Source organism: Pseudonocardia xinjiangensis (assembly GCF_012911925.1).
GTDB classification, from domain to species: Bacteria; Actinomycetota; Actinomycetes; order Mycobacteriales; family Pseudonocardiaceae; genus Pseudonocardia; species Pseudonocardia xinjiangensis.
Genome location: NZ_JAAXKY010000058.1, coordinates 16,801 through 41,216 on the forward strand (window position 1 = coordinate 16,801; position 24,416 = coordinate 41,216).

Below are 24,416 nucleotides of genomic sequence, written 5' to 3' on the forward strand. Positions count from 1 at the left end.
GTCCCGGCGACCCGCCTACCGGTCCGCCGACCCGGGCTCGGCCATCTGCCGGTGCGCGGCGGCCTTGAGCTTGTCGGGCAGCACCTTGCCGGCGACGCCCTGGGCCTTCGTGCCCACCGACCCGGCGACGATCTTCGCCTCGCCCTTCATCAGCGCCCGGAAACCCTGCTCGGCCACCTGGGCGGGGTCGTCCTTCGACGAGGCGCCCACCTTCGTGTCGTCCATGTCGGCGCGGTGGAAGAAGTCGGTCTCGGTCGGGCCCGGCATCAGTGACGTGATGGTGATACCGGTGTCCTTCAGCTCGTTCTGAAGTGCCTCCGCGAACGACTGCAGGAAGGACTTCGACGCGTTGTAGACGGCCTGGAACGACCCCGGCATCGTCGAGGCGATCGAGGAGGTGATCAGGATCCGCCCCTCGTCCCGCACGGCCATGTCCCGGAGCAGGCGCTTGGCGAGACGCACCGTCGAGGTGATGTTCAGGTCGATGATGTCGAGCTCGTCGGCCAGGTCGGTGTCGAGGAACGCGCCGCCCTGCCCGACACCCGCGTTCAGGGCCGCGGCGTCCACCGGGCGTCCGGTGGCGGTGATCGCCCTGTAGAGCTCCTCCACCCCGTCGGCGGTGCGTAGGTCGGCGCGCACCGCCCGGACGTCGGCGCCGGTGGCGCGCAGGTGCGCGGCAGCCTCGTCGATGCGGGTGTCCTCGGCGGTGACGAGGAGGTCGAAGCCGTTCTCGGCGAACTGCTTCGCCAGCTCACGGCCGATTCCGCTCGACGCGCCGGTGACGACGGCGAGGGGGCTGGTCTCGGAAGTGGTCATGGCGATCGGCTACCCCGTGAGATCCGGACTATCCCTGGTTTCCCGGACGTGGAGACGGGAACGCCTGGACCGGACGATCACGCGCACGACGAGGAGGCTCCATGCGAGCGGTCACCTGGCACGGCAAGCGCGACATCCGGGTCGACACCGTGCCCGACCCGGCGATCACGGACCCGACCGACGTGATCGTGAAGATCACCTCGACGGGGATCTGCGGATCCGACCTGCATCTGTACGAGGTGCTCGGGCCGTTCCTCGACGAGGGCGACATCCTCGGTCACGAACCGATGGGTGTGGTCGAGGAGGTGGGAGCCGAGGTCACCGCGGTGCGTCCGGGCGACCGGGTCGTGATCCCGTTCAACGTCTCCTGCGGCACGTGCTTCATGTGCGGCAACGGCCTGCACTCGCAGTGCGAGACCACCCAGGTCCGGGAGCACGGCAAGGGCGGCTCCCTGTTCGGCTACACGAAGCTGTACGGCCAGGTGCCGGGCGGCCAGGCCGAGTACCTGCGGGTCCCGTTCGGCAACACGCTGCCGATCACGGTTCCCGACGGGCCGCCGGACGACCGGTTCGTCTACCTCTCCGACGTGCTGCCCACGGCGTGGCAGGCCGTCGAGTACGCGGCGGTGCCGCCGGGTGGGTCGCTGGTGGTGCTGGGGCTCGGGCCGATCGGCGACATGGCGGCCCGGATCGCGCTCCACCGCGGCGTCGGGAAGGTGATCGGCGTCGACCTCGTCCCGGAGCGCCTGGAACGGGCCAGGGCCCGGGGCGTCACGACGCTGGACCTCACCGGCCACGGCCAGCACCTCGGCGACTACGTCCGCGAGCTGACCGGCGGACGCGGCGCGGACGCGGTGGTGGAGGCCGTCGGGATGGAGGCGCACGGCTCGCCGGTCGGGAAGCTCGCCCACCAGCTCACAGGCCTGCTGCCGGACGCCGTGGCGGCGAAGCTGATGGAGACGGCAGGCACCGACCGGCTGAGCGCGCTCCACTCGGCGGTCGACCTGGTGCGCCGCGGGGGCACGATCTCGATCAGCGGCGTGTACGGCGGGATGGCCGACCCGCTGCCGATGCTCACGATCTTCGACAAGCAGATCCAGCTGCGGATGGGCCAGGCCAACGTCCACCGCTGGGTGCCCGAGATCCTCCCGTTGCTGACCGACGGCGACCCGCTCGGCGTCGAGGACTTCGCCACCCACCGGCTGCCGCTGGACGCCGCACCCGAGGCGTACGCGATGTTCCAGGCGAAGAAGGACGGGATGGTGAAGACGCTGCTGCAGCCGGGACTCGGCTGAGAACGGGCTACCGGTGCCCCGCCGGGTCGTCGGCCGCCTCACCGCGGGGGCGGGGCACCGCCGGTGGGGGTCCCGGTGCCGGTCCGTAGCTGCCGAGCATCCGGCCCACCCGCTCGATCTCCTCGGGCGGCAGGATGTGGGGCTCCCCGAGCAGGCGCGCCTGGTGGTAGAGGCGGCAGAGCCACTCCAGGTAGATGCTGCGGGTGTAGGCCGCGGCGAGGCTGTCGCCGTAGGTGGTGGCGCCGTGGTTCTGCAGGATCACGCCGAACCGGCCCTCCATCGCGCGCACGCTGTTGTCCGCGAGCTCGACGCTGCCGTAGGTCGCGTAGGGCGCCACCCGCACCGGGCCGCCGAGCAGCGCGACCATGTAGTGCACGGCGGGCAGCTCGTCCACCAGCGTGGAGAGCGCGGTGGCGTAGAGCGGATGGGTGTGCACGACCGCGACGGCGTCCGTCTGCGCGTAGACGCTGGTGTGCATCGGGACCTCGGACGAGGGCATCAGCCCCTCCTCCACCGGGCGTCCCTCCAGGTCGACCACGCAGATCGACGCGGCCGTCAGGTTCTCGTAGGCCACACCGGTGGGCGTGATCGCGATGTGGTCGCCGGAGCGCACCGAGATGTTGCCCGACGTGCCCACCGTCAGGCCGTCGGCCTGCATGCGGCGGCAGTACTGCACGATCTCGACGCGGTGGTTCGGCAGCAGCATGTCGGACGGTCTCCCTCGGGCGGCGGTCGGACGGGCATACCCGGAATCCGGGGCGCACACGTGGTGGCCACCGTGCATACGTCAGGACGTGTGCACGGTGGCCAGGAGATGTGCACGGTGCTCGGACGGCCGGTCGTCCTGGCACAGTGAACGAGGAGTGACCCTGACAGAGGAGCGAGCGTGACCGAGCTGTCCCCCTTCCATCTGGCCGTGCCCGTCGACGACATCGGCCGTGCCCGCGAGTTCTACGGCGGTGTGCTCGGCCTGGCCGAGGGCCGCTCCGACGAACACTGGGTGGACTGGGACCTCGACGGGCACCAGTTCGTCACCCACCGGGCGCCCGGCTCGGGCCCCGTCGGGCACAGCGACGTGGACGGCCACCGGGTGCCGGTCCCGCACTTCGGGCTGGTGCTCACCGTGGAGCGGTTCCAGGACATGGCCGAGCGCCTGCGCGCGGCCGGCACGACGTTCGTCATCGAGCCGTACCTGCGGTTCGCGGGCGAGCCCGGCGAGCAGTGGACCATGTTCCTGCTCGACCCCGCGGGCAACGCGCTGGAGTTCAAGGCGTTCAAGGACCGGTCGCAGCTGTTCGTGAAGTAGCCGGAGATCTTCCGGGCTGCGGGAGGCCCGGTGATGGGTAGTGTCGGCCGTCATGAGCGACACCGCCTTCTGGCACCCGTTCGCCGCGATGGGCGCGGTACGCACCGCCGAGTTCGTGGTCACCCGCGGCGAGGACGTCTGGCTCTGGGACGACTCCGAGCGCCGCTACCTGGACGCCACGGCGAGCCTGTGGTGCGTCAACGTCGGGCACGGGCGGCGCGAGATCGTCGAGGCGGTGGCGGCGCAGATGCGCGAGCTCGCCACCTACCAGACGTTCGGGGACTTCACGAACCGTCCGGCGCTGGAGCTCACCCGCAGGCTCGCCGCGCTGGCGCCGGTGCCGGGGGCGAAGATCTTCCTCGCCAGCGGTGGCGGTGACGCCATCGACACGGCGGCCAAGATGGCCAGGGAGTACTTCGTCCGCACCGGCGAGCCGCAGCGGACGGTGCTCGTCAGCCGGGAGAACGGCTACCACGGCACCCACGGCTTCGGCACGTCGCTCGGCGGGATGCCGGCCAACCGGCTCGCGGCGCCGTTCGTGCCGGACGTGGTCCGCGTCGCCTACGACGACCCCGAGGCGCTGGAGGCCGAGCTGCTGCGGGTCGGACCGGAGCGGGTGGCCGCGTTCTTCGTGGAACCGGTGATCGGTGCGGGTGGGGTGCTGCCCCCACCGCCGGGGTACGTCGAGCGGGTCCGGGAGATCTGCACCCGGCACGGTGTGCTCCTCGTGATCGACAGCGTGATCTGCGGGTTCGGCAGGCTCGGCGACTGGTTCGGCGTCGACCGCTTCGGCATCGTCCCCGACCTCGTGGTCTTCGCGAAGGGCGTCACCAGCGGGTATCTGCCGCTGGGCGGGGTCGTCGCCCACGAGCGCGTGGCGGCGCCGTTCTGGGAGCCGGGCGCGGCCGCGTTCCGGCACGGCGCCACCTACGCCGGGCATCCCACGGCCTGCGCGGCCGCACTGGCCAACCTCGACCTGCTGGAGGGCGACGGCCTGCTCAAGCGCGCCGAGTCGCTGGAGCTCACGTTGCACGCGGCGCTGCGTTCGCTGGCCGACCATCCGCTCGTCTCGGAGGTCCGCGGCGGCACCGGGGTGCTCGGGGCGCTGGAGCTCGACGCGGACCGGGTGGCAGCCGACCCGGGCCTGCCTGCCGCCGTCACGCGCGGTGCGCGCGAGCGGGGCGTCCTGATCCGGCCGATGATCAGCTCGGTCGGTTTCTCCCCGCCCCTCACCCTCGCCGACGAGCATCTCGACCTGCTCACCGACGCCGTGCGCGGGGCGCTCGACGCGGTTGCATGATCGGGCTCGTCACCGGGAGTACGCGACACGCCGGGAAAGCGGCCCGGTAGAGCGCCCGATGTCACGTTCCGTAAACGAAATGGGCCATTCAGGGCCCTAGGCGGGCACAGGTCGTGGCCGCACTCACTCAGCCAGGCACCCTCTTGGCCGTACCCGCTCCCTTTGTCGTCACCGGGTCGTTGCTCCGGGTAAGGACAGGCCGGATGGCGGCCGCAGATCGGGGAGTGTGCGATGGCCGGTGAGGTGGCAAGTGGACGACCCATGGCCCGGCACGCTGTGGCTGGTCACGGCGTGAGTGGGGTGTCGAGCGACGCTCGTGAGAGCGTGCTGACCGAGGACCGCCCGTATCCGGGCGACCTTCTGGGCGCCCCTGGGGACGGGTTCGACGAGCTCGCCCACCGGCGGGCCGCGGCGGAGCAGGCCGCGATGATCGCCGAGATCGATGCGGCCGCCGCGGCGGCGCGGGCGGCGGCCGCCATCGCGGCGGCGGCCAGGGCCGCGGAGGAAGCGGAGGTGGCCGCCGATGCGGCCACCCACGCGGCCGAGGAGGCGGCGGCCGCCGCCGCGGAGGAGCGGACCAGCGCCGCGTACCAGGCCGGTGCCCGGTCCGGGGGGCCGGGCGCACCCGGTCGCGGCGCGTGGGTGCTCGCAGGGGGGGCCGACGGTGACGGCGCAGCGCGCTCGTGGGCCGTCGTGCCGGGCGCAGCCCAGGGGATGGGCGGGGCGCCGCCCGCTCATCCCCTGGCATCCGGGGCCATGTCGTCGTGGCCCACGATGTTCCCGGCGCACCCGGATTCTCCCGGGGCGCCGTGGGACCTGCCGCCGGACGAGACCCCGACCATCGAGGGCGCCGCGGCGGGCGGCCGCGCCGCCCGCCGCCGGTCGGCCGAGGCCGCCGAGGCCGAGACCACGGTGATCCCCGTCGACCGCGCGGAACGCACGCCCGCCGATGCGGACGAGGCCGAGTACGACGCGGACTACGACCCGGAGTACGACGCCGAGTACGACCCGGAGTACGACCCCGGGTACGACGGAGACGCCGAGGAAGCACCCGTGCGGCGGCTGGACCGCAAGCACGCCGAGCAGCCGACGTCGCGCTTCGGCAGGCGGCCGGTGCTCGTGGTGGTCGCGGTCGGGGTGGTGCTGATCATCATCTCGCTGCTCGCCGCGATCGTCGGCTGGGGGATGGATCGTCCGCCCGCCGAGGCGCCTGCGCCGGTTCCGTCCGTGGCGCCCGAGGTTCCGGGGGCGCAGGTTCCGCCCCCGCCGCCCGGTCCGGAGCCCGCGGCCGTGGAGATCGACCCGACGAGCGACAAGGCCGTGAGCTTCGTGCGGGCGATGCGCGCGGCGGACATCGCGACCAGCCGGTCCGGGCGCGCGGAGACCCAGACGGCCGCGATGATCTGCCTGCGGCTCGACCAGGGAGCCTCGGCGGACACCATCGCCAGGACGATTCCGGCCGCTCTCCCGTCGGTCGAGCGCCGGCAGGCGGCCGAGGTCGTCGACCTCGCCGCTCAGCTGTACTGCTGACGCACCCCGGTCACGGGGGGCAGAGGGTTCCGGCCTGCGGAGCGATCCCGCCCACCAGCATCGCGTCCACCGCAGCGGTGACGCAGGGGGTGCGCGGGTAGGCGCCGGTGCCGGCGCCCTGCCAGCCCAGGAAGCGGGCCGTGGCGAGGCTGTCGGCGGTGCGCCGGGAGCCGTCCTGCGGGCCACGCGGATCGGCGGCAGTGCCGATGACGAGGATCGGCGGCGCCCCCTCGCCCTGCCCTGCGGTGGGGGCCGGGCCACCGGCGGGCCACGGGGCGCAGGCCAGCAGCCGGAGGGCGAACGTACTGCCGAAGAGGGGGTAGGACGTGCGCCAGCGCTGCGCCAGATCGCCGATCTCGCCGGGTGCCAGGCGTCTGTGGACGTCGTTGCAGCTGGTGGCGAGCATCCCGTCGAACCGTCCTCTCGGTCCGACCAGCGGATCGAGCAGGGTGAGCAGGGGATCCGGGTTCCCGGTACCGGCCGCGGCCAGTGCGGTGGCGAGGCCGGGCCAGCCCCGTGGTTCGGCCAGCCCGGCCAGCAGCGCCGTGATGGTGGCGCCGGCGGTGAGCCTCCTGCCGTCGGTGGCCGCGAGCGGCTGCCGGCGGAGCTGGTCGACGAGAGCGGTCACCCTGGCTCGTGGGTCCGGGCCGAGCGGGCAGTCCGAGCGTGCCGTGCAGGTCACGGCGAACGCCCCGAAGGCCGCCTCGGCCGCCCCCGCCCGGCTCTCGCTGAGGTCGGGCTCGTCGAGCGCGGGGTTCGGCGGGCCGTCGAGGACGAGCCTGCCGACCGCGGTCGGGGCGGTCCGCGCCCAGTCGGCGAGGGCCGCGCCGCCGTCACCCACGCCGATCGCAGACAGCTGGGCGACCCCGAGTGCGGCGCGCAGGATCTCGATGTCGGACACCGTCGCGGCGGTGCGGTAGCCGCTGAGGCCGCCGTCGAGGGCGAGGTTGCACTCCTGCACCACGGACCGGGCCTCTTCCAGGAGCGCGTCGAGGTCCGACTCGCTCGACCGCCCGGGATCGGCGTCGACGATGGCGGCGCGGGCGTCGTCCGGCGCGCAGTCGAGGACGTCCTCACCCGAACCGCGCCGGTCCAGGCCGATCAGGGTGTACTCCTGCAGCACCTCCGGCGCCACCCGCTCGGCGAGCAGCACGGCGTCGCGCGCCGTCGGCTCGAGGGTCGTGTCGCCCAGCACGAGCAGTGGCGGCTGGTTCTCCGGTGCGGAGGCCAGGCTGACGCGCAGCACGGCGAGCGAGGCCGCACCGAGGCCGGGCTGGTCGGGGTCGGCGGGCACCGTGAGCTCGCCGCACTCCACCCGCAGCGGCCGGTCGGCAGGCGGTGGGGTGGGCAGCGTCTCGAGGGTGTCCTGGGTGCACTCGGTGAACGGCATCGAGGCGCGCTGCTCCTGCGGCTCCGGCAGCGCCTGGTCGGAAGGAGGCGCCGCGGGGTCGGTGGTGGGGGCCACCGGCATGTTGTCCCCGCGCACCGCCACCGGTGGACGTTGCGACGGCCCGACCGTGCAGCCGGCGACGAGAACGGCCAGGCAGGCGAGCACGGCGGCGACCGCATGCCGCGGTGGTCGTGCCACGTGCCCTCCCGATCCGTGCTGGTCAGAGCCCAGCCTGCCGCACACCCGGTATGGGGAGGGTGAACGCGGGGACGCCTCAGGCGACCCGTGGTGGGTGCGCCGAGACGTCGAGCTCCAGCCGCACCGCCACGGGCAGCGCGGTGAGCCCGAGCGAGGTGCGGGCGGCGGCGAGGACCTCGTCGTCGAGCCGGGTGAGGACGTCCCGGATGTCGGCGTCGTCGGCGAGCCAGAGCGTGACGCGCAGTGCGGGCACCTCGTCCGTGCCGACCATCCGCGCCCTGGCCCGGCGGACGCCCGGGATGCCGCCCGCCTGCGCGGCGACGGCGTCGGCCGCGGCGGACGAGCTGATCACGATCGCCGTGTCCGGTCCGCCGTCGAGCACGAGGTCGGGGTGGCGCTCCGGACGCAGCGACCGCGCGGCCCACGTCAGCCCGACGATGACCAGGAGGACACCCACGGCGATGGACACCAGCCGGAATGCATCGGGCTGGGCGCGCAACCCGTCGACGATCAGCGGGTCGAGCACCGGCCGTGCGGCCCGGCCCGTGCCGAAGACGCCGTAGGACAGCAGCGCGACGAGGGTGCCCGCAGCCAGCAACACGAGCCCGACCAGGACAGCGAGAGCACGGTCGACCGCTGCGGAGCGGGCCAGTGCCGCCCTGGCCCGCTTGCGCAGCGTCGCTTCCGGGATCTTCGGCCGGCCGGACTTGCTGCCGTGCGTCACCGGCGTGGTCATCGCGGTCCCTGCCGTTCCTGCAGGTGCACGGCCACCCGCGGGCGGCGGTGCAGCGGCAGCTCGTCGAGCATTTCGTCCACGCGGCCGTGGACCGTGTCGCGCAGCTCTGGTCGCGCCTCGTCGAACGCCTGCGCGAGCACGGACACCTTGCGGGGGGAGACGGTGACCGACGCGCTGAAGATGTCCTCGGTGGAGCGCACGCGCCTGCCGATGAGCCGGGCCAGTACGCGGGGTGCGGTGACGACGGTGATCTCCGGGGCCGGCCCGTCGAGGGTGATGTGGGAGCGCCGGGCCAGCAGTCCGACCAGCACCAGCAACAGCCCCAGTACGGCGACGGCGATCGCGATGCCCGGCACCGGAGGGTCCTCCCACGTCACGTTCTCGATCGCGGTGCGCCAGTGGTGCCACGGCACGACGAGGCCGGTCACCACGTTGCGGCGCAGCCAGGCCGCGATGACCTCGATCACGATGAGCACCCCCGCGGCGGCCATGGCCAGGCCGATCAGCGGGGCGAGCAGGCGGAGCAGCATGCGCATGTCGTTCCTCCGATGGCGACCTGGGGGCTGACGTGGGGTCGGTGCCGGGCCTACCGGACCCGGGGCCCGGTGGCGTGCGGGCTGCGTAGACCGGCCACCGTCACCGTCAGGGACCGCACGCGGTGGCCGGCGATGTGGTCGAGCTCCTCGCCCACCCTGGCGCGGACGGCGTCCACCACCGTCCGCACGGCGGCGGGGTACTGCAGGTGCAGCTCGAGCCGCACGTCCACCGCGGTCCGGTCGCCGGACCCGGTCGTGACCTTCGCGCTGGCGCCGACCTCGCCCACGTCGATCCCCGCGAGGCGCCGTCCGTGCCGCAGCGTGCCCGGCACCTGGTCCGCGGCGTGCTCGATGATCTTCCGCAGCACGACCGGGTTGATCTCGAGCAGGCCCCGGTCCTCCGCCGCGGGCAGGGTGGTGCTCACCGGTCCCGGCCCCGGCCGAGCACCGCGTTGAGGTCGAGCCGGCCGTCGATCACGGAACCGATGACGAGGCCGAGCGCGCCCATGACCAGGACGATCAGGAAGATGCCGAAGCCACCGAAGGCGCCGGCGAGGCCGAGGATGAGACCCGCCAGTAGGCCGGTCTGGGTGCTGTTCATCTGGTTCTCCTCACGAGCGTGGCTACTCCACGCGGCGATGGCGTCGCCGGTGCCAGGTGCGGATCAGGGCGACCCCCACCCGGACCGGGAACGGCAGTGGCCCGACCACCTCGACGGGGGCGTCGTAGCGGGCGTCCGATGGATCATGGTCGGGTCCGTCGACGTCGTCGGCGGCAGGTCGCGCCGTGCCGAAGCGGGCCAGCCCCGCCACGAAGACCTCCGGGTCGCCACCCCGGTCCGGATGGTGTTCGCGGACGAACGCGCGGAACTCCGAGCGCTCCTGCTCGTTCACCGATCCGTCGGTCCCGGCTCGCCGGGAAGGGCCACGTCGCCCACGATGATGTCGACCGCCGCGCCGCCACACATCCCGGACACCGCGGTGCGCAGATCCCGCACGACCTCCGGGATCGGCCGGTCGAGGAGGAGCACGACGCCCAGCTCGACCGGCTCGTCGCCCTCTCCGACGCGCACCCCGGTGAGCCGGCGTCCCGGCAGGTAGGTGGCGACGTCACCGAAGATCCCGCCGTGCAGCCGGGCGACCGAAGGGTGCGACGTCACGACCGCGGCGATCCGCTCGGCGAGCGACGGCGCCTCGGCGGCGGTCGGGACGGTCACGGGCGTTTCTCCCTGCAGAGCTGGTCCGGGCGGTCGGGACCGGGTCACTCCACCCGCGCGGCCTGCACCGTCGGGATCTCCTCGTCATTGTCGGCGTCGGGCAGGTGGATGTCGTTGACGGCGATGTTCACCTCGATCACCTCGAGCCCGGTCATCCGCTCGACGGCCGTGATCACGTTACGGCGTACGGCCCTGGCCAGCTCGACGATCGACGCGCCGTACTCGACGACGATGTCCAGATCGACGGCGGCCTGCTTCTCCCCGACCTCGACCTGCACGCCGGCGATGTTGGCGCCCCCGGTGCCCCCGCCGGGGATCCGCTCCCGGATGGCGCCGAACGCCCGGGACACGCCGCCACCCATCGAGTACACGCCGGAGATCTCACGTGCGGCGATACCGGCGATCTTCTGGACGACCGAGGCGGCGATCGTGGTGCGGCCCTGCGAGGTGTCGTCGGCGAGCCGGGCCGGCGAGGACACGGTGCTGGAGGGTGTCTTGACGGTGGGTGTTGGTGTTGTCTCGCTCACGGTGGTTCCTCCGAGCTCGGCTGTGCGGAGTGTTCGCCCTTATGACGTGAGTACCCGGCCACGCCTCACGGGAAGTCACCCGATCGGGGTAGCCCGGTGGTACCGCAGCAGCAGGACGCCTGCCTCGTGCAGGACGCCGACGAGCTCCAGCCGGCGGGGATGGCCCCCCGCAGGGCCACGGCTGATCCGGCCGGCGGTGCCACCGGCCAGCAGCGGCGCGACGGTGAGGCAGAGCTCGTCGACCGCGTCGGCGGCGACCAGCTGGCCGAACAGCCCCGGTCCGCCCTCGCAGAGCACCCGGTGCAGGCCGCGGCGGCTCAGCTCGGCCAGCACGAGATCGGGGGTGAGCCGCTCCAGCACGACGACGTGCCCTCCGGCCGCGGCGAGCTGCTCCCGGCGCGCGGCCGGGGCCGAGCCGAGGGTGAGGATGATCGGTGGCACGGCGGTGTCGGTGAAGAGCCTGCTCGCGGGGTCGAGGTCCGCCGACCCCGTCACGACGGCGACGGGCGGCGGTGTGTCCGTGCCGAGGGTGGGCAGGCGCGCGCCTCGGTAGTCCTCCGCGCGCACCGTCCCGGCGCCGGCGAGCACGACGTCCGCGAGCCTGCGGAGCACCCCGAACACCCGCCGGTCGCCGTCCGAGCCCAGCCCGCCCGACCGGCCGTCCACCGTGACGGCGCCGTCGGCGCTCGCCACGAAGTTGACGCGCACGTAGGGCGCCGTGAGCCCCTCGGGGTAGGCGTAGTGCGCCACGAGCCCGGCGTCGTCGAGCCCGCTGTCGTCGAGCCCGGCGCCCGGGACCGGCAGAAGGGGATGCACGCCGCCATCCCAGCACGGCCCGCCCCCCGGAGCCGCCCGACCCACGCAACCACCCGGCGAACCACCCGCAAACCCCCGCGAGTCGCCCGGATCGCGCGCGCGAGTCGCCCGTTCCCGGCGCGCGAGTCGCCCGGATCGCGCGCCCGTCCCACGATGATCGTCGCGAGATTCCGCTGTTCGCCCTCCCCGGGGCCGACACCCGCATCTCAGAACGATCAGCGCACCGCTGCCCGTCCGGCCAAGGCGAGGCTCACCTATGGTGATGCCGCACCGAACCCCGGGTGCAGGGACCGGACCGCGGAGGACCATCCATGGCCGAGCACGGCGTGCTGACTCCTGTCGCGCCACCCCCGGTGCCCGGTTCCCTGCGACGACGACGGCTGCTGGGTCTCGCGCTGCTGGTCGCCGTGCTCGTGGTGTGCTGCCTCGCCAGCATCGCGGTCGGGGCGAAGGCCATCCCGCTCGAGGGTGTCTGGCACGCGCTCGTCAACCCCACCGGCACCGAGGACGACATCGTCGTCCGGTCCCTGCGCATCCCGCGGACCGTGGTCGGCCTGCTGGCCGGCGCCGCTCTCGGGCTGGCCGGAGCCCTGATCCAGGGCCACACCCGCAACCCGCTCGCCGACCCCGGCCTGCTCGGCATCAACAACGGGGCCGCGCTGTTCGTCGTCACCGGCATCTACGCCTTCGGTGTCACGACCCTGGTCGGCTACGTGTGGTTCGCGTTCGCGGGGGCGCTCGTGGCCAGCGTCGCGGTGTTCGTGCTCGGTTCCGTCGGGCGCGGCGGCCCCACCCCGGTGACGCTGGCGCTCGCGGGGGCCGCGGTGTCGGCGCTGCTGGCCGCGCTCACCTCGTCGGTGATCCTGATCGACGTCCAGTCGCTCGACGCCTACCGGTTCTGGGCCGTCGGTTCGATCGCCGGGCGCGACACCGCGGTGGTGGGCCAGGTCCAGTGGTTCCTGCTCGCCGGGCTCCTGATCGGGCTGGTCGGCGCCCCCGCGCTCAACGCGCTGGCCCTCGGCGACGACGTGGCCCGCTCGCTCGGCCACTCGGTGCTGCGCACCCGGGTGTTCGGGATCGTGGCGATCACGCTGCTGGCCGGCTCCGCCACGGCGGCGTGCGGGCCCATCGCGTTCGTCGGGCTCGTGGTGCCGCACGTCGTGCGGGCCGTCACCGGGCCCGACTACCGCTGGCTGCTCCCGGCGTCGGCGCTCGCCGGAGCCACCCTGCTGCTCGCGGCGGACGTCATCGGGCGGGTGGTGGTGCGGCCGGGGGAGCTGCAGGTCGGGATCGTGCTGGCGCTCGTGGGGGGCCCGTTCTTCGTCTGGCTGGTGCGGCGCCGGAAGATGGTGGCCGTCTGATGGCCGTGCTGGACAAGTCCTCGCCGCCCCGCCCGGCCGCGGCGCGGGTGGCCGGCCGGCCGGCCGTGCGGATCGGGCCGTTCTCCGTTGTGTGGCGGCCGCGCACGGTGCTCGTGCTCGGGATCGGCCTGGCGGTGCTGGTGCTCGCCATGGCACTGAACATCGGCCGTGGTGACTTCCCGATCAGCGTCGGGGAGGTCCTCTCGGTGCTGGCCGGCGGCGGCGACGCCGGGCAGCGGTTCATCGTCATGGACCTGCGCCTGCCCCGGTCGCTCACCGGCCTGCTCGTCGGCGCGGCGCTGGCGGTGGCGGGGGCGATCACCCAGTCGATCGCCCGCAACCCGCTCGCCAGCCCGGACATGATCGGCTTCACGGCGGGGGCGAGTGCGGCTGCGGTCGCCGTGATCGTGCTCGGTGGGGGCGCGGTGGAGTTCCTCGGTGCCGCGGGCCTGCCGGTGGCCGCCCTCGTCGGCGGGCTGCTCAGTGCCTTCGCGATCTACGGGCTGGCCTGGCGGCGCGGGGTGCACGGGTTCCGGCTGGTGCTGGTGGGGATCGGGGTCAACGTGACGCTGACCGCCGTCGTGCACTGGCTGCTCGTCGTTGCGGGGATCACCGAGGCCGCCCGCGCGTACGTGTGGCTCAACGGCAGCCTGAACGGCCGCGGCTGGGACCACGTGGTCCCGGTCGCGATCGCGCTGGCCGTACTGGTGCCGGCCGCGCTGCTGCTGGCGCACGTCCTCGGCGGCCTGCAGTTCGGCGACGACACGGCGCGCGGGCTCGGCATCCCGGTCGACCGCTCCCGCACAGCGCTGCTGGTCGTGGCCGTTGGGCTCGCGTCGGTGGCCACGGCCTCGGCGGGCCCCATCGCGTTCGTGGCACTCGTGGCGCCGCAGATCTCCCAGCGCCTGGTCGGGTCGGCGCGGCCGCCGATCGCGGTGTCACTCGTCGTCGGGGCCGCCCTCACCGTGGTCGCCGACCTGATCGCCCGCACTGCCTTCGGCGCCACCGAACTGCCGGTCGGCATCGTCACCGCCGTCCTCGGAGCGCCCTACCTGCTGTTCCTGATCGCCCGTTACGGCCGGGAGGCCCGAGGATGACCCAGCTGCATGACCCGTCGCCGCCCGCCGTGCAGGGGGACGCCACCGTCCGGCTGCGGGCGGACCAGGTACGGCTGGGCTACGGCGACCGGACCGTCGTCGACGGGCTGGACCTCGACGTCGTCGCGGGCACGATCACCGCCGTCATCGGGCCGAACGGCTGTGGCAAGTCGACGCTGCTGCGCGCGCTCGGCCGCCTGCTCAAGCCGTCCGGAGGGCAGGTGCTGCTCGACGGCAAGCGGATCGACCGCACCCCGACCCGTGAGGTCGCGAAGGTCCTCGGGCTGTTGCCGCAGGCCCCGAGCGCGCCAGAGGGTCTCACCGTGGCCGATCTCGTCGCCCGGGGCAGGCATCCCCACCAGGCCTGGTACCGGCAGTGGTCGGCCGACGACGAGGACGCCGTCGCCCAGGCGCTGGAGTGGACCGGCATCGCCGACCTCGCCGAGCGCCCCGTCGACGAGCTCTCCGGTGGCCAGCGGCAGCGCGCCTGGATCTCCATGGCCCTCGCGCAGGGCACCGACCTGCTCCTGCTCGACGAGCCCACCACGTTCCTCGACCTCGCCCACCAGGTGGACGTGCTCGAGCTCGTGCGGCGGCTGCACGCCGAGGCGGGCCGCACCGTCGTGATGGTGCTGCACGATCTCAACCTCGCCGCGCGGTACGCGGATCGGCTCGTCGCCATGCGGGACGGGCAGGTCGTGGCGTCCGGCGGACCCGCTGAGGTGATCACCGAGGCGCTGCTTGAGGAGGTGTTCGGTCTCGCCGCACGGGTGATTTCGGACCCGGTGGCCGGTACGCCGCTGGTCGTCCCGATCGGTGGTCACGCACGGTCAACCTAGGTTCCCCCGATCGGACGTGCCACCATGTGCGCCCGAGCACCGGTGACCGACCGAGAGGTGGCGGCTGTGGACCATCCCGTGTTCGACCACGAAGGCCCGTGGACGGAGAGCGCGTTCCTCGCGCTGCCCCGTGACGGTCGAGTCGAGGTGGTGGACGGAACCCTGCTCATCGGGCCGGGCGCCACCGAGCAGCGCACCCGGGTGGTGAGCCGCGTGCGTGCGGCGGTGCGGTCGGCGTTGCCGGAGGGGCTGCAGGTGCGGGGACCGGTGCCGTTGCGCCTCGGCACCGACTGCGTGCTCGTGCCCGACCTGGTGGTCACCGCGGCGCCGGGGGACGGGGAGGACGTGCCCGAGGTCTCCGACGACGTGCTCGACGCCGCGGCGGCGCTGATGGTGATCGAGGTCGTGGGTAGCGACCACGGCGTCACCGACCGCTCGTTCAAGCCACAGCTCTACGCCCGCAGCGGCATCCCGTACTCGCTGGTGATCGACCACGACGGCCCGTTCGCCGTCGCCGACATGATCATCAGCGGGCGCTACCACGAGTACGCGCGTGCCGGGGACGGGGAGCAGCTGCGCATCGAGGAGCCGTTCGTTCTCGAGCTCGACCTGGCGACCGTCACCCGTCCCGGCGCGGAGCAGTCCCGGGCGGATCCACCCGCCCGCGCGACGACCGACCCGGAGAGGTTGGCCGGCCGCGGCGCCTGATCCCACTACTCTCGCCGCATGGGGAAGTCGGTGCGGGAGACGTTCCGGGTGGCCGCCGAGCCCGACCTCGCGGTGGTGGACCCCCGCGACCGGCCGATCGGGCCGAAGGACAAGAGCGCCGCCGCGGAGGACATGACCGACCTCGGCGCCCGGCTCGACCGGCTGCAGGAGGCGCTGTACGCCGAGGCGACCGGTGCGGGGCGCCGCTCGGTCCTCGTCGTCCTGCAGGGGATGGACACCTCGGGCAAGGGTGGTGTGATCAGGCATGTCGGCGGCCTGGTCAACCCGCAGGGCCTGCACATCGCGTCGTTCAAGAAGCCGACGCCCGAGGAGCTCGAGCACGACTTCCTGTGGCGGGTCCGCAAGCAGGTGCCCCACCCGGGACTGATCGGGCTGTTCGACCGCTCGCACTACGAGGACGTACTGGTCCCGCGCGTCGAGGGCTCGATCTCCGACGACGCCCTGCGGCATCGCTACGAGGAGATCAACGCCTTCGAGGCGGAGCTCGTCGGGCGGGGCGTCACCGTGCTGAAGTGCTTGCTGCACATCTCCCCCCATGAGCAGGCCGAGCGGCTGCTCGCCCGGCTGGACGACCCGACCAAGCGCTGGAAGTACAACCCGGGCGACCTGGACTCCCGCGCCAGGTGGCGCGACTACCAGCGGGCCTACAGCGACGCACTGCGGTACTCCGACTCCGACGCCGCGCCCTGGTACGTCGTGCCGTCGGACCGCAAGTGGTACCGCAACTGGGCCGTCGCCTCGCTGCTCACCGAGACCCTCGCCGAGCTCGACCCGCAGTTCCCGCAGCCGAACATCGACGTCGACGCCGAGCGGGCCCGACTCGCGGCGAGCCTGCTGGTGTGACGCGGGCGGCGCCCGGGTCGTCGCGGCGGAGGGTGAGGGGTGTCCCGCTAGCCGGCCAGCGGGCGCAGCGCCCAGAACGCCAGTGCGGCGGCGAGGGCCGCCATCGGGATCGTGAGCACCCAGGCGACGGCAATGTTGCCGGCAACGCCCCACCGCACGGCCGAGAGCCGCTTCGTGGCACCCACCCCGAGGATCGCCGAGGTGATCGTCTGCGTGGTGGAGATCGGCGCGGCGAAGACGAAGGCGGTCGTGTACAGCACCGCCGACGCCGTGGCCTCGGCGGCGAAACCACGGGGTGGGTCGAGGTCGATGATCCGCCTGCCCAGCGTCCGCATGATCCGCCAGCCGCCGGAGTACGTGCCCGCCGACAGGGCACCGGCCGAGAGCAGGACGACCCACCAGGGGATCTCGAAACCCTCGTGGTAGCCGCCGACCACCAGGGCCAGGACGATCACGCCCATCGTCTTCTGGGCGTCCTGCAGGCCGTGGCCCAGCGCCATCGCCGCGGCCGACACCGTCTGCGCGTGCCGGAACCCGCGCGACAGCCGCTGCGGCCTGCCCCGGCGGAAGAGCCAGAGGATCGCCAGCATCAGCAGCCCGGCCAGGAGGAACCCCACCACCGGCGACAGCACCATCGGGATGACGACCTTCTCGATCACCCCGCCCCACTGCACGCCACCCGACGACGCGAGCGCGGCTCCGACGAGCCCGCCGATCAGGGCGTGCGACGACGAGGACGGCAGGCCCAGCCGCCACGTGATCAGGTTCCACACGATCGCGCCGACCAGCGCAGCCAGCACCACCAGCAGCCCGGACGAGCCCTGTGGCTCCTCGATGATGCCGCTGCCGACCGTCGAGGCCACCTCGGTGCCGAGGAACGCCCCGACGAGGTTCATCACCGCCGCCAGCGCGAGTGCGGTGCGGGGCGCGAGCGCGCGGGTGGCGACGGAGGTCGCGATCGCGTTGGCGGCGTCGTGAAAGCCGTTCGTGTAGTCGAATACGAGTGCCACGAGGATCACCACGACGATCGCGGCGAGCTCCACTAGGACTCCTTGACCACGATGCTCTCGACGGTGTTGGCCACCGTCTCGAACGCGTCCGCGGCCTCCTCGAGGACCTCCACGACCTCCTTGATCTTCAGGATCGTGAGGACATCGCCGGGAGGTGCGTCGTCGGGCGGGGCGAGCAGGTCGACGAGCAGGGCCCGGTACACGGAGTCGGCCTCGTCCTCGAGGGAGTTCACGTGCACCCAGTACTCGCGCAGCTCCGACATCGTCGTCAGCCGGGGCATCGCCTCCGCGGTGGCCGCGGCGGCACGGCGCAGGATCTCGACCTGGGCGGTGATCCCGGCCGGGAGCGTGCCGAGCCGGTACAGCACGATCCGGTCGGCGGCCTCCTCCATCGTGTCGACCACGTCGTCGAGCGAGGACGTCAGCCGGTAGATGTCCTCCCGGTCGAAAGGGGTGACGAACGTGGAGTTCAGCTTGACCATGATCTCGTGGGTCAGGACGTCGCCCGCGTTCTCGGCGTCCTTCACCCGCCGGGCGGGCTCGGCACGATCGGCGGGGTCCGCGGCCACCAGCTCCGCGAGATCGTCGGCCGCGCGGACGATGTTCTCCGCGGCCCGGGTGAACAGCGGGTAGAAACCGCGTTCATGTGGCGTCAACCTGAAGGCCATCGGGCGGTTCTACCCTAGATGCGCTGGAGCGCCCCGTTCAGCCCACCACGGCGCGTCCGATGATCTCCTTCATGATCTCGTTGGTGCCCCCGTAGATGGCCTGCACCCGGGAGTCGACGAACGCCTTGGCGATCGGGTACTCCAGCATGTACCCGTAGCCGCCGTGCAGCTGGACGCAGCGGTCCACCACCCGTTTCTGCAGGTCGCTCGTCCACCACTTGGCCTTCGCGGCGTCGGTGACCGAGAGCCTGCCCGCGACGTGCTCGGTGATGCACCTGTCGACGAAGACCTGCGCGATGGTCACCTCGGTGTCCATCTCCGCCAGCTCGAACCGGGTGTTCTGGAAGTTGGCGATCGGACGGCCGAACGCCGTGCGGTCCTTCGTGTAGGCGACCGTCAGCGCCAGTGCGCGCGCCGCTCCCGCGATGCTGCCCACGGCGATCGAGAGCCGTTCCTGCACGAGGTTCTGCATGAGGTAGCCGAACCCGCCACCCGGCTCGCCGAGGACGTTCGCGGCGGGCACCCGCACGTCGCTGAACGAGAGCTCGGCGGTGTCCTGGGCCTTCATGCCGACCTTCTCCAGCCGCCTGCCCCGCTCGAACCCGGGCATTCCCCGCTCGACGACGAGCAGGCTGAACCCCCGGCTGCCGGCGTCCGGGTCGGTCCGGGCGACGACGATCACCAGGTCGGAGAGGATGCCGTTGGTGATGAACGTCTTCGCGCCGTTCAGCACCCAGTCGCCGCCCTCCTCACGCCGGGCATGGGTCTGGATGCCCTGCAGGTCCGACCCCGCACCGGGTTCGCTCATCGCGATCGCGGTGATGATCTCCCCGGAGCAGAACCCGGGGAGCCACCGCCGCTTCTGCTCGTCGTTCGTCAGGCGCAGCAGGTAGGGCGCGACGACGTCGTTCTGCAGCGGGAAGCCGATCCCGGTCGCGCCCGCGGTGGTGAGCTCCTCGAGGAGCACGGCGTTGTAGCGGAAGTCCGCCACGCCACCGCCGCCGTACTCCTCGGGCACGTCCGTGCCGAGGAGCCCGGCTCGACCCGCGGCCAGCCACACCTCCCGGCTCACCTGGCCGTCACGCTCCCACTGGTCGTGGAACGGCGTGATCTCCTTGGCGACGAACGTGCGTGCCAGGTCGCGGAAGGCGTCATGATCGGCATCGAAGATGTCCCGCTGCATGCGGCGAGTCTCACACGGTTCGCAACCGATCACCCGGGACGGCCGGGCGCCCGCGGCTCAGCGCACGTTGGTGCGCAGGAACTCCAGCGTGCGGGCCCACGCGAGGTCGGCCTGCTCCTTGTCGTAGGTGCCCATGTGGTTCTCGTCGTTGAAGAACGCGTGGCCCGCCGGGTACTGGTGGAACTGCGGCTTCACCCCGGACTCCGCCTCGATCCGGGCGGCCAGCGCCTCCACCGAGTCGGGGTCGGCCATCGTGTCCTGCCGGCCGAAGTGGCCCAGCAGGGGAGCGGTGAGCCCGGAGAAGTCCGGGAAGTCCTCCTTCAGCACCCCGTAGAACGGCACGGCGGCGCCGATCTTGTCGCCCTGCTGCGCGGCCAGCACGAGCACGAAACCGCCGCCCATGCAGAAGCCGACCGCCCCGACCGTGGACGAGGTGACGGCGTCGTGGCCCAGCAGGAAGTCGACGGCCCCGGCGAGGTCGCGGGCCGCGTCCTGCACGGGCAGCTCACCCATCAGCCGGCCGGCTTCCTCCGAGTCGTGCGTGGTCGACCCGCCGTACAGGTCGGGGGCGAGCGCGACGAACCCCTCCGCGGCGAGGCGGTTGGTCACGTCGGCGATATGGCTCGTGAGGCCCCACCACTCCTGGATCACCACGACACCGGGGCCGCTGCCGGAAGGCGGGGTGGCGAGGTAGCCGTGGGCCGTTCCGTCGCCGGACGGGAACGTCACGTTCTGGATCGGGTTCTCGGTCACGGTCTACATCAGACCATGGCCACGGGCCGCCCGCCCGGCCCGCCGGCCACTGTGGATCGGGCGAATCCGACAACTCGCAAGCTCTGGGCGGACTCCTGTGACGAAAGCCCTATCCGAGTGGTTGGGCAGGATCGCGCGGCCGACTAGCGTTCCCGGTCATGAGCGAGGCCGGAGCACCCGTGTCCGTACCTCCGGTGTCACCGGCGGCCCACGCCGCCGCGGTGGCCGACCTCGTCGGCAAGTACCGGGCCGTGCCGCCGGGCGCCCGGGTGCGCCTGGGGAAGAAATCGTCCAACCTCTTCCGGTTCGGTGGTCGACCGGACGACGTGACGCGGCTCGACACGGCCGCACTCACCGGTGTGATCGGGGTCGACACCGCCACCCGCACCGCCGAGGTGCAGGGCATGACCACCTACGAGGACCTCGTCGCCGCCACGCTCGCGCACGGGCTGATGCCGCTGGTCGTCCCGCAGCTGAAGACCATCACGCTCGGGGGAGCGGTCACGGGGCTCGGCATCGAGTCCACGTCGTTCCGCCACGGCCTGCCGCACGAGTCGGTGCTCGAGATGGACGTGCTCACCCCCGGCGGGGAGATCGTCACGGCCACGCCGGACGGGGAGCACGCCGATCTCTTCCACGGCTTCCCCAACTCCTACGGCACGCTCGGCTACGCGCTCCGCCTGAAGATCGAGCTGCAGCCGGTGGCCCCGTACGTGCGCCTCGAGCACCGGCGCGTGGCGTCGTCCGAGCTCGCCTCGACGATCACGCAGCTGTGCGACCTCGACGCCGTGGACGGCCCGGACTTCGTCGACGGCACGGTGTTCACCCCGGGCGAGCAGTACCTCACGGTCGGGACCTTCACCGACGACCCCGGCCCCGGGCCCAGCGACTACACCGGCCAGGAGATCTTCTACCGGTCCGTCCGGGAACGGACGGTCGACCACCTGACGGTGCACGACTACATCTGGCGCTGGGACACCGACTGGTTCTGGTGCTCGCGGGCGCTCGGTGTGCAGAACCCGGCCGTGCGCAGGCTGTGGCCGCGCCGCTACCGCCGGTCCGACGTGTACCGCAGGCTCGTCGCCCTCGACCGGCGCATCGGGCTCAGCAGCCGGATCCACCGCCTCACCCGCACTCCGCAGGAGGAGCCGGTGATCCAGGACGTCGAGATCCCCGTCGACCGGCTGGCGGAGTTCCTCGAGGCGTTCCACACCGACATCGGGATCACCCCCGTGTGGCTGTGCCCGCTGCGCCTGCGGGGGCAGCAGCGCTGGCCGCTGTATCCGATGGAGCCGAACGAGCTCTATGTCAACGTCGGGTTCTGGTCGGCCGTCCCCGAGGTACCCGGACGGCCGGACGCGCACAACCGCCGGGTGGAAGAGCTCGTCGCTGACCTCGGCGGACACAAGTCGCTGTACTCCACAGTGCACTACGACGAGGGTGAGTTCTGGAAGCACTACAACGGGCCCGCCTACCGTGCGCTCAAGGAGCGCTACGACCCGCACGGCCGGCTGCCCGACCTCTTCTTCAAGGTCACCGGAGCAGGGAGGGCATGATGCAGGTCGCTCAACTCATATCGGAGGTCCTCGGCGAGGACGTCCCGGTCCGCGTCGTGGCTTACGACGGCAGCAAGGCCGGACCGGACAGCTCCGACGTGGCCCTGCGCATCCTGTCGCCGCGGGCGCTGGCCCGGCTCGTCACGGCACCGGGAACGCTGGGCCTCGCTAGGGCGTACGTCACCGGCGAGATCGAGGTCGAGGGCGACGTCTACGAAGTGCTCGACGCGATGGCCGACCTCACGCTGCACGACCTCTCGCGGGCCGAGCAGGCACGGCTGGCCCGGCGCCTGCTGCCGCTGTGGCTGCGGCACCGCCAGCCGCCGCCCGCCCTCGAGTACCGCCCGCCGGGCCGTCTGCACTCCAAGGCGCGCGACGAGAAGGCGATCTCGCACCACTACGACGTCTCCAACAAGTTCTACGAGTGGGTGCTCGGCCCGTCGATGGCCTACACCTGCGCGGTCTACCCCACGGCCACCTCCACGCTGGAGGAGGCGCAGGCCGCCAAGTTCGAGCTGGTGTCCCAGAAGCTGGGGCTGCAGCCCGGCATGCGGCTGCTGGACGTCGGCTGTGGCTGGGGCGGCATGGTCATGCACGCCGCCGCCGAGCACGGCGTCAAGGCGCTCGGGGTCACCCTCTCGGCCAACCAGGCCGAGTGGGCGCAGGCCGAGATCGCCCGCCGCGGCCTGGGCGACCTCGCCGAGGTGCGCCACCTCGACTACCGCGACGCGCCGGAGTCCGAGTTCGACGCGATCAGCTCGATCGGCCTCACCGAGCACATCGGCAAGGACCAGCTCCCGAACTACTTCCGGTCCCTCTACGAGCGGCTGCGCCCGGGCGGGCGGCTGCTCAACCACTGCATCACCCAGCCCCGCACGCCGCTGGCCCGCAAGCTCGACCCGTTCATCGCCCGCTACGTCTTCCCGGACGGCCAGCTGGAGCCGGTCGGGCACCTCATCTCCGTCATGAACGACGCGGGCTTCGAGGTCCGGCACGAGGAGAACCTGCGCGAGCACTACGCCATGACCCTCACCGGGTGGTGCAACAACCTCGAGGAGCACTGGGACGAGGCCGTCGCCGAGGTCGGCCTCGGCCGGGCCCGGGTGTGGCGGCTCTACATGGCCGCGTCCCGGCTCGGGTTCGAGCGCAACAACATCCAGCTGCACCAGGTGCTCGGGGTCAAGCTGCTCGATCAGGGACGGTCGGGCTTCCCCCTGCGCGGCTGGTAACCGCTCCACACCCGCACGCCGATACGGGTGCTCTTCGCACCCGTATCGGCACACGATCGTGCAGGTCGGAGACAATGGGCACCGTGCCGGACCGCCTCTCCCCGCTCGATGCGTCGTTCCTCTTCGCGGAACACCGCACGGCAGCGATGCACGTCGGTGCGGTGATGACCTTCGACCCACCGGAGCAGGGACCGTTCGACGCCGACGCGTTCACCGAGCTCATCGGCAGCAGGCTCGCGCTCGTCCCGCGGTACCGGCAGAAGGTCCGCGACGTTCCGGGCCGGCTCGGGCTGCCGGTGTGGGTGGACGACCCGGACTTCGACCTCCGCTTCCACGTCCGGCGCTCGGCGCTGCCCGGACCGGGCACCGACGACGTCCTGCGTGACCTCGTCGGCAGGCTGCTGGCCCGCCAGCTCGACCGGTCCCGCCCGCTCTGGGAGGTCTACCTGGTGGAGGGCCTGGCGGCCGGGCGCTTCGCCGTGGTCACCAAGACCCACCACGCCATGGTCGACGGGCTGGCGTCCATGGACATCGGGGCCGCGCTGCTCGACCTCACGCCGCAGCCGCGGGAGACCCCGCCCGACGACTGGCGCCCCGCGCCGGAACCCTCGGCACTGGAGCTCGCGGCCATGGCCGCCGCACACTCCCTGCGCCGCCCGCGCGCCGCGCTCGACGTCGCCGGCCGGGCCGTCGCCGACGTCCGGGAGGCGGCCACGGTCGTCGGGCGCACCGTGGAGGCCGTCCTCGCGGCCGGGCGCACCGCCGCGGCCACGCGCCCGGTCCAGCCGCTGAACCGGGCCACCGGGGAGCAACGGCGCTACGGCATGGAGCGCACGTCGCTGGCCGACCACCGCGACGTCCGGAAGAGCCAGGGCGGCACCGTCAACGACGTCGTGCTCGCCGTGGTCGCCGGTGGGCTGCGCCGCTGGCTGATCAGCCGGGGCGAGCCCCTCACCGAAGGCACCACCGTGCGCGCGATGGTGCCGGTGAGCGTCCGGGCACGCACCCGCAGCGAGGGCTCGGGCAACAGCATCTCCGCCTACCTCGTGGACCTGCCGGTCGCCGAGCCGTGCCCGTTGCTGCGCCTCGCCGCCGTGCGCGACGCCATGGAGATCCACAAGCGGAGTGGCCAGGCCGTCGGTGCGGCGGCGCTGGTCGGGCTCGCCGGGCTCGCCCCACCGATCCTGCACAGCCTCGGCGCGCGGCTGGCCAGCCAGTTCTCCAGCCGCCTCTACAACGTGCTCGTCACCAACGTCCCCGGCCCCCCACGCCCCCTCTACGCGATGGGCGCCCGGATGCGCGACATGTACCCGGTGGTGCCCCTGGCCGGTGGCCAGGCCGTCGCCATCGGCGTCACCTCCTACGACGGCGGGATGCACTACGGCCTCACCGCCGACCGCGACGCCCTCCCCGACGTCGACGTGCTCGCCGGCGCCATGAGCGAGTCGCTGGCGGAACTGCTGGCGTACTCCTGACCCACCC

General features: G+C 72.8%; 27 protein-coding genes. 12 read left to right on the forward strand and 15 right to left on the reverse strand.

Annotated elements, in window-relative coordinates; translation table 11 throughout:
* Nucleotides 1–15: 15 nt before the first annotated feature.
* On the reverse strand, nucleotides 16–816 hold the full coding sequence (locus HF577_RS18425) for an SDR family NAD(P)-dependent oxidoreductase (protein ID WP_169397125.1): 801 nt from the start codon (nucleotides 814–816) through the stop codon (nucleotides 16–18).
* Between the two features lie 101 nt (nucleotides 817–917).
* On the opposite strand from HF577_RS18425, the gene HF577_RS18430 reads away from it, so the two are divergent.
* Complete coding sequence (locus tag HF577_RS18430) at nucleotides 918–2,111, forward strand: zinc-dependent alcohol dehydrogenase (RefSeq protein WP_169397126.1); 1,194 nt, start codon at nucleotides 918–920, stop codon at nucleotides 2,109–2,111.
* A 7-nt stretch (nucleotides 2,112–2,118) separates the two neighbouring features.
* Here the strand turns inward: HF577_RS18430 and HF577_RS18435 are convergent, their stop codons facing one another.
* A complete protein-coding gene (locus tag HF577_RS18435; RefSeq protein ID WP_169397127.1) occupies nucleotides 2,119–2,817 on the reverse strand; it encodes a class II aldolase/adducin family protein in 699 nt (232 codons plus the stop codon).
* A 180-nt stretch (nucleotides 2,818–2,997) separates the two neighbouring features.
* On the opposite strand from HF577_RS18435, the gene HF577_RS18440 reads away from it, so the two are divergent.
* The 3 genes from HF577_RS18440 to HF577_RS39770 all read left to right on the forward strand — a co-directional run bounded on the left by HF577_RS18440 (nucleotide 2,998) and on the right by HF577_RS39770 (nucleotide 6,247).
* Nucleotides 2,998–3,417 (forward strand): VOC family protein, encoded by a 420-nt coding sequence (locus tag HF577_RS18440; RefSeq protein WP_169397128.1) that lies wholly within the window; start codon nucleotides 2,998–3,000, stop codon nucleotides 3,415–3,417.
* A 52-nt stretch (nucleotides 3,418–3,469) separates the two neighbouring features.
* Nucleotides 3,470–4,717 carry an aminotransferase family protein gene (locus tag HF577_RS18445; RefSeq protein ID WP_169397129.1) on the forward strand — a complete coding sequence of 416 codons (1,248 nt, stop codon included), beginning with the start codon at nucleotides 3,470–3,472 and terminating at the stop codon, nucleotides 4,715–4,717.
* Between the two features lie 300 nt (nucleotides 4,718–5,017).
* On the forward strand, nucleotides 5,018–6,247 hold the full coding sequence (locus tag HF577_RS39770) for a DUF732 domain-containing protein (protein ID WP_169397130.1): 1,230 nt from the start codon (nucleotides 5,018–5,020) through the stop codon (nucleotides 6,245–6,247).
* A 10-nt stretch (nucleotides 6,248–6,257) separates the two neighbouring features.
* Here HF577_RS39770 and HF577_RS18455 read toward each other — a convergent pair whose 3' ends face one another.
* The 9 genes from HF577_RS18455 to HF577_RS18495 all read right to left on the reverse strand — a co-directional run bounded on the left by HF577_RS18455 (nucleotide 6,258) and on the right by HF577_RS18495 (nucleotide 11,666).
* Nucleotides 6,258–7,835, reverse strand: a complete 1,578-nt coding sequence (locus HF577_RS18455) for an alpha/beta fold hydrolase (protein WP_169397131.1) — start codon at nucleotides 7,833–7,835, stop codon at nucleotides 6,258–6,260.
* Nucleotides 7,836–7,911: 76 nt separating this feature from the next.
* Nucleotides 7,912–8,571 (reverse strand): alkaline shock response membrane anchor protein AmaP, encoded by a 660-nt coding sequence (locus HF577_RS18460; RefSeq protein WP_246266592.1) that lies wholly within the window; start codon nucleotides 8,569–8,571, stop codon nucleotides 7,912–7,914.
* Entirely contained in the window at nucleotides 8,568–9,107 is a 540-nt protein-coding gene (locus HF577_RS18465) for a DUF6286 domain-containing protein (protein WP_169397132.1), read from the reverse strand. Before HF577_RS18465 ends, HF577_RS18460 begins: the two co-directional genes overlap by 4 nt.
* 50 nt (nucleotides 9,108–9,157) lie before the next feature.
* Nucleotides 9,158–9,532, reverse strand: coding sequence for an Asp23/Gls24 family envelope stress response protein (locus HF577_RS18470; RefSeq protein ID WP_169397133.1), 375 nt, complete (start codon nucleotides 9,530–9,532; stop codon nucleotides 9,158–9,160).
* Entirely contained in the window at nucleotides 9,529–9,708 is a 180-nt protein-coding gene (locus HF577_RS18475) for a hypothetical protein (protein ID WP_169397134.1), read from the reverse strand. Before HF577_RS18475 ends, HF577_RS18470 begins: the two co-directional genes overlap by 4 nt.
* 22 nt (nucleotides 9,709–9,730) lie before the next feature.
* Entirely contained in the window at nucleotides 9,731–10,000 is a 270-nt protein-coding gene (locus HF577_RS18480; RefSeq protein ID WP_169397135.1) for a hypothetical protein, read from the reverse strand.
* Nucleotides 9,997–10,323 carry a hypothetical protein gene (locus HF577_RS18485; protein WP_169397136.1) on the reverse strand — a complete coding sequence of 109 codons (327 nt, stop codon included), beginning with the start codon at nucleotides 10,321–10,323 and terminating at the stop codon, nucleotides 9,997–9,999. The genes HF577_RS18480 and HF577_RS18485 overlap by 4 nt, the downstream gene beginning before the upstream one ends.
* A gap of 44 nt (nucleotides 10,324–10,367) precedes the next feature.
* A complete protein-coding gene (locus HF577_RS18490) occupies nucleotides 10,368–10,850 on the reverse strand; it encodes an Asp23/Gls24 family envelope stress response protein (protein ID WP_169397137.1) in 483 nt (160 codons plus the stop codon).
* A gap of 75 nt (nucleotides 10,851–10,925) precedes the next feature.
* On the reverse strand, nucleotides 10,926–11,666 hold the full coding sequence (locus tag HF577_RS18495) for a pyrimidine reductase family protein (protein WP_312859218.1): 741 nt from the start codon (nucleotides 11,664–11,666) through the stop codon (nucleotides 10,926–10,928).
* A 311-nt stretch (nucleotides 11,667–11,977) separates the two neighbouring features.
* Between HF577_RS18495 and HF577_RS18500 the strand changes: the two genes are divergently transcribed.
* From HF577_RS18500 to HF577_RS18520, 5 genes are all read left to right on the forward strand, one after another.
* On the forward strand, nucleotides 11,978–13,027 hold the full coding sequence (locus HF577_RS18500) for a FecCD family ABC transporter permease (protein ID WP_169397139.1): 1,050 nt from the start codon (nucleotides 11,978–11,980) through the stop codon (nucleotides 13,025–13,027).
* Nucleotides 13,027–14,124 (forward strand): FecCD family ABC transporter permease, encoded by a 1,098-nt coding sequence (locus HF577_RS18505; RefSeq protein ID WP_169397140.1) that lies wholly within the window; start codon nucleotides 13,027–13,029, stop codon nucleotides 14,122–14,124. The genes HF577_RS18500 and HF577_RS18505 overlap by 1 nt, the downstream gene beginning before the upstream one ends.
* The gene (locus tag HF577_RS18510; RefSeq protein ID WP_169397141.1) at nucleotides 14,121–14,963 is read left to right on the forward strand and encodes an ABC transporter ATP-binding protein; all 843 of its coding nucleotides are present in this window, start codon (nucleotides 14,121–14,123) and stop codon (nucleotides 14,961–14,963) included. The genes HF577_RS18505 and HF577_RS18510 overlap by 4 nt, the downstream gene beginning before the upstream one ends.
* Nucleotides 14,964–15,029: 66 nt before the next feature.
* The gene (locus HF577_RS18515; protein WP_169397142.1) at nucleotides 15,030–15,671 is read left to right on the forward strand and encodes a Uma2 family endonuclease; all 642 of its coding nucleotides are present in this window, start codon (nucleotides 15,030–15,032) and stop codon (nucleotides 15,669–15,671) included.
* A gap of 18 nt (nucleotides 15,672–15,689) precedes the next feature.
* Complete coding sequence (locus HF577_RS18520; protein WP_169397143.1) at nucleotides 15,690–16,535, forward strand: PPK2 family polyphosphate kinase; 846 nt, start codon at nucleotides 15,690–15,692, stop codon at nucleotides 16,533–16,535.
* A gap of 47 nt (nucleotides 16,536–16,582) precedes the next feature.
* Here the strand turns inward: HF577_RS18520 and HF577_RS18525 are convergent, their stop codons facing one another.
* From HF577_RS18525 to HF577_RS18540, 4 genes are read right to left on the reverse strand one after another with little or no spacing between them, the layout of a single operon-like run.
* Nucleotides 16,583–17,578 carry an inorganic phosphate transporter gene (locus tag HF577_RS18525; protein ID WP_169397144.1) on the reverse strand — a complete coding sequence of 332 codons (996 nt, stop codon included), beginning with the start codon at nucleotides 17,576–17,578 and terminating at the stop codon, nucleotides 16,583–16,585.
* Nucleotides 17,578–18,213 (reverse strand): DUF47 domain-containing protein, encoded by a 636-nt coding sequence (locus HF577_RS18530; RefSeq protein WP_169397145.1) that lies wholly within the window; start codon nucleotides 18,211–18,213, stop codon nucleotides 17,578–17,580. The genes HF577_RS18525 and HF577_RS18530 overlap by 1 nt, the downstream gene beginning before the upstream one ends.
* 37 nt (nucleotides 18,214–18,250) lie before the next feature.
* Nucleotides 18,251–19,396 carry an acyl-CoA dehydrogenase family protein gene (locus HF577_RS18535; protein WP_169397146.1) on the reverse strand — a complete coding sequence of 382 codons (1,146 nt, stop codon included), beginning with the start codon at nucleotides 19,394–19,396 and terminating at the stop codon, nucleotides 18,251–18,253.
* Nucleotides 19,397–19,453: 57 nt separating this feature from the next.
* Nucleotides 19,454–20,149, reverse strand: coding sequence for a dienelactone hydrolase family protein (locus HF577_RS18540; protein WP_169397147.1), 696 nt, complete (start codon nucleotides 20,147–20,149; stop codon nucleotides 19,454–19,456).
* A gap of 158 nt (nucleotides 20,150–20,307) precedes the next feature.
* Here HF577_RS18540 and HF577_RS18545 point away from each other — a divergent pair, with 158 nt between their 5' ends.
* From HF577_RS18545 to HF577_RS18555, 3 genes are all read left to right on the forward strand, one after another.
* Nucleotides 20,308–21,705: an FAD-binding oxidoreductase gene (locus HF577_RS18545; RefSeq protein ID WP_169397148.1), complete on the forward strand. Its 1,398-nt coding sequence runs from the start codon at nucleotides 20,308–20,310 to the stop codon at nucleotides 21,703–21,705.
* On the forward strand, nucleotides 21,705–22,934 hold the full coding sequence (locus tag HF577_RS18550) for a class I SAM-dependent methyltransferase (RefSeq protein ID WP_169397152.1): 1,230 nt from the start codon (nucleotides 21,705–21,707) through the stop codon (nucleotides 22,932–22,934). The genes HF577_RS18545 and HF577_RS18550 overlap by 1 nt, the downstream gene beginning before the upstream one ends.
* Nucleotides 22,935–23,017: 83 nt before the next feature.
* Nucleotides 23,018–24,409 carry a WS/DGAT/MGAT family O-acyltransferase gene (locus tag HF577_RS18555; RefSeq protein ID WP_169397153.1) on the forward strand — a complete coding sequence of 464 codons (1,392 nt, stop codon included), beginning with the start codon at nucleotides 23,018–23,020 and terminating at the stop codon, nucleotides 24,407–24,409.
* Nucleotides 24,410–24,416: the final 7 nt, after the last annotated feature.

Excerpts from the sequence above, each read along its gene's own strand:
- HF577_RS18465 (WP_169397132.1), bottom strand. The coding sequence starts at position 9,107 with ATGCGCATGCTGCTCCGCCTGCTCGCCCCGCTGATCGGCCTGGCCATG.
- HF577_RS18445 (WP_169397129.1), top strand. The coding sequence starts at position 3,470 with ATGAGCGACACCGCCTTCTGGCACCCGTTCGCCGCGATGGGCGCGGTA.
- HF577_RS18550 (WP_169397152.1), top strand. The coding sequence starts at position 21,705 with ATGCAGGTCGCTCAACTCATATCGGAGGTCCTCGGCGAGGACGTCCCG.
- HF577_RS18505 (WP_169397140.1), top strand. The coding sequence starts at position 13,027 with ATGGCCGTGCTGGACAAGTCCTCGCCGCCCCGCCCGGCCGCGGCGCGG.
- HF577_RS18530 (WP_169397145.1), bottom strand. The coding sequence starts at position 18,213 with ATGGCCTTCAGGTTGACGCCACATGAACGCGGTTTCTACCCGCTGTTC.
- HF577_RS18435 (WP_169397127.1), bottom strand. The coding sequence starts at position 2,817 with ATGCTGCTGCCGAACCACCGCGTCGAGATCGTGCAGTACTGCCGCCGC.
- HF577_RS18535 (WP_169397146.1), bottom strand. The coding sequence starts at position 19,396 with ATGCAGCGGGACATCTTCGATGCCGATCATGACGCCTTCCGCGACCTG.
- HF577_RS18460 (WP_246266592.1), bottom strand. The coding sequence starts at position 8,571 with ATGACCACGCCGGTGACGCACGGCAGCAAGTCCGGCCGGCCGAAGATC.
- HF577_RS18510 (WP_169397141.1), top strand. The coding sequence starts at position 14,121 with ATGACCCAGCTGCATGACCCGTCGCCGCCCGCCGTGCAGGGGGACGCC.
- HF577_RS18520 (WP_169397143.1), top strand. The coding sequence starts at position 15,690 with ATGGGGAAGTCGGTGCGGGAGACGTTCCGGGTGGCCGCCGAGCCCGAC.
- HF577_RS18430 (WP_169397126.1), top strand. The coding sequence starts at position 918 with ATGCGAGCGGTCACCTGGCACGGCAAGCGCGACATCCGGGTCGACACC.
- HF577_RS18545 (WP_169397148.1), top strand. The coding sequence starts at position 20,308 with ATGAGCGAGGCCGGAGCACCCGTGTCCGTACCTCCGGTGTCACCGGCG.
- HF577_RS18475 (WP_169397134.1), bottom strand. The coding sequence starts at position 9,708 with ATGAACAGCACCCAGACCGGCCTACTGGCGGGTCTCATCCTCGGCCTC.
- HF577_RS18500 (WP_169397139.1), top strand. The coding sequence starts at position 11,978 with ATGGCCGAGCACGGCGTGCTGACTCCTGTCGCGCCACCCCCGGTGCCC.
- HF577_RS18425 (WP_169397125.1), bottom strand. The coding sequence starts at position 816 with ATGACCACTTCCGAGACCAGCCCCCTCGCCGTCGTCACCGGCGCGTCG.